The organism is Tatumella sp. JGM130 (assembly GCF_018257525.1).
GTDB lineage: Bacteria > Pseudomonadota > Gammaproteobacteria > Enterobacterales > Enterobacteriaceae > Tatumella > Tatumella punctata.
This window is the reverse complement of sequence record NZ_JAERJS010000068.1, coordinates 1-2,889: the sequence shown is the minus strand read 5'-3', so window position 1 is coordinate 2,889 and position 2,889 is coordinate 1. Positions and strand designations below refer to the sequence as shown.

The window sequence follows — 2,889 nt, the reverse complement described above, 5'->3', positions numbered from 1 at the left end:
TCAGTTGAACTGCATGACAAAGTCATCGGGTACTACATGACAATAAATCACTATCAATAAATTGGGATCATTACCAGAAAATGACGAAAATATGCCAACAATCAGTACTGACCACCGAAAAACACAGGCCTGGATAATCATGGATAGTTACCTGGATATCGAATCAAGTAGCATGCATGCTATGGATAGTGATGCTACGCTAATTATTACCGATGATCTTGACGTCGTACAAATACAGCGTCGGTTACTTTCAGTTTTAAATAAAATGCTATTTTCTGAAACTGGGGTGTTGAAATTAACTCATACGGGGAGATACAATAGAACGGGATATTTTTTCAAAGAAGCCATCAGTGGATTAACTTTACTGGGAAGGAGTATAAGTGAGTTTCAACAGTTGCATCCCACGATACGACTATTCAGTTCAGTCCTGAAATTCCACAGTATAACTGAATTCGCTGCGACGGACGCTACAGTAATAAATCGTATACTGAGACAGTTCCGGGAAGAGGCTCAATCAACCTCCCATAAGCGACAGATACGTAATTTCCAGAGAGCAGCCAGTAAAAATCTGAAGGGTTCTCTCGCTTATGTGGATCATCTATTTGAGCATTATTCCCGTTTACTGGTAGTCCGCGTTGATTTATCCTACCAAAAGGATATTATCAGAAATAAAACTATTTCAACTGCAATGATCCGGGCACACCGTAAGTGTTTATTTAAACGGATACATGTACATCCATTGTTTGAAAATTGTCTGGGATATCTCTGGAAGCTTGAGTATGGACAGCGCAAAGGCTTTCACTATCACACCTGTTTTTTCTTTGACGGAAGCAAAGTTCGGGGGGATATCATGCTGGCACGGCGTATTGGGGAATTCTGGAAGAATGAGATTACAAGTGGTCAGGGATTGTATTTTAACTGTAATGCAATAGCCAGTAATTATGCTCAATCAGGTATAGGTGATATTCATTATGCCAACCATGAAAAACGCTATGCATTGCAAAAGGCAATTACCTATATTACTAAGGTTGATACAGCTGTGCGGTTGGTACTACCACAAGGAGCACGTACCTTCGGACGTGGCGAATGTATTACTCATCTAGAAAAGAAACGAGGAAGACCTCGAAACTATTCCGATTAAAGAAAATGACGATAATATAACCGTCTCCCTCAGCATGACAGTGAGCCTACGGACATGGCTTTTATCGCGTTTTTTCGTCACTGTGAGTTGGTGCTATGATTGTCATGGTTCAGTTCGGTAGGTAATTATTTAGAACTCACAATTAAATATTGAGTAGTAACTCTGGCCAATGATCCCGCAGCGCAGAGAACAAGGATGTTCTTAATTATTTGACATTTTATTTTAAGGGAGATTAATTCTCCCTTAAATTTTCACTTAATGAATAAGCATTAGCTCGGAGTCTGTAATTTACCCGCACGCATCGCAGCAATCACGCCGCCATCGATAAGCAAATCACTGCCCGTAATGAATCTGGCATCAGGGCCGAGTAAGAACGATGCGGTTACTGCAATTTCTTCAGGCGTTGACATACGTTTTACTGGCGATGCATCGACCATTGCACGGTAAATATCACCAATTTCTGAGTTAAGTTCATGCAGTGCCAGCGGCGTGACGATGATACCAGGACTGATGGAGTTAACCCGCGCACCTTTATCGCCCCACGTCATCGCTGAAGCTTGCACGCGAAGATGGTTTGCTCGCTTAGCAAGCATGTAAGCCACCAGAGTGTTAGGAACGGCTTCAGGTTGTAGGAATGGCAGACTGAGTAAATCTTCCGTTGGCGTGTAGGCCAACGCATGATCCTGCTCAGGCGTTAAGGCTGGCATCATATGCCCTGCCATGCTAGAGATGATCAGACCTGCACCGCCCAGAGAAATGACATTTTCAAACTCTTCGAACACCACGGCAGCGCCGTATAAATCGACTTCCAGTACTTTATCAACCGGCGCCATATTTGGTGACAAGCCTGCGGTATTAACAACCTGAATCACGTTGCCGAGGGAAGCAGCATAAGCGGCCAGCGCCTCAACAGAAGGACGGGACGCAACATCCACTGAATGGGTTTCAACATGGTAGCCCGAATCGCTTAGCTGTTGAGCTGCGTTCTGCAGCGTTTGTTCATTGAAGTCAGCCAACAGCACGGTCTTACCCCTCAGTGTCAGCATAGTTGTCACCCCCTCTGAAAAATCAATCTGAGGGCATGGAGTGACACATGAAACGTATTTCACCGGAGCGTAAGGCTGCAACACTGGCAAAACTGTTACCGCCTTACAATATGGCCGTGGCAGCCGTTGCACAGATAGAAGGAATATCCGAAGCTACCCTGTATAACTGGCGTAATCAGGCTAAATCAGAGGGGAAACCGGTGCCCGGTGCAGAGAAAACAACAGACTAGTGGTCAGCAGAAGCGCGCTTTGCTGTGATAGTCGAAACTGCCATGCTTTCCGAGGCTGAAGTGGCAGAATACTGCCGTAAAAAAGGCCTTTATCCGGAACAGATTATTCAGTGGAAACAGGGTTTTATGCAGACTGAAAACCCTAATGATAAAGCCGCCCTGAAACAGAGCCAGAAAGAAATTAAACAGCTGAAAAAAGAGCTGGTACGCAAAGAAAAAGCCCTGGCGGAGGCGGCAGCCATACTGGTACTGCGAAAAAAGCTTACGGATTACTACGGGGAAACCGGCGGGGAAGACTGACGCCGTACAATGAGCGACAACAGTTTATTGTGTGGATTAATGAAGCTGTCAGCTCAGGTGCCCGGCTTGTTATTGCCTGCCGGGAAGTACAGCTGAGTCTGCGCACCTGGCGTCGCTGGCAGAAAACACCACGTGACGGCAGACCGGAAGCCCTCAGGCCGGTACCGTTTAA

General features: G+C 45.4%; 3 protein-coding genes and 1 pseudogene. 3 read left to right on the top strand and 1 reads right to left on the bottom strand.

What is annotated here, in order from left to right:
- Positions 1–91: 91 nt before the first annotated feature.
- Complete coding sequence (locus JK211_RS16610; protein WP_212709725.1) at positions 92–1,141, top strand: inovirus-type Gp2 protein; 1,050 nt, start codon at positions 92–94, stop codon at positions 1,139–1,141.
- A gap of 269 nt (positions 1,142–1,410) precedes the next feature.
- Here the strand turns inward: JK211_RS16610 and JK211_RS16605 are convergent, their stop codons facing one another.
- Positions 1,411–2,187, bottom strand: coding sequence for an SDR family oxidoreductase (locus JK211_RS16605; protein WP_212709724.1), 777 nt, complete (start codon positions 2,185–2,187; stop codon positions 1,411–1,413).
- A 47-nt stretch (positions 2,188–2,234) separates the two neighbouring features.
- On the opposite strand from JK211_RS16605, the gene JK211_RS16600 reads away from it, so the two are divergent.
- The gene (locus tag JK211_RS16600) at positions 2,235–2,417 is read left to right on the top strand and encodes a transposase (protein WP_212709723.1); all 183 of its coding nucleotides are present in this window, start codon (positions 2,235–2,237) and stop codon (positions 2,415–2,417) included.
- A gap of 12 nt (positions 2,418–2,429) precedes the next feature.
- Positions 2,430–2,717, top strand: a pseudogene (locus tag JK211_RS16595) (transposase); the annotation flags it as partial.
- Positions 2,718–2,889 lie beyond the last annotated feature (172 nt).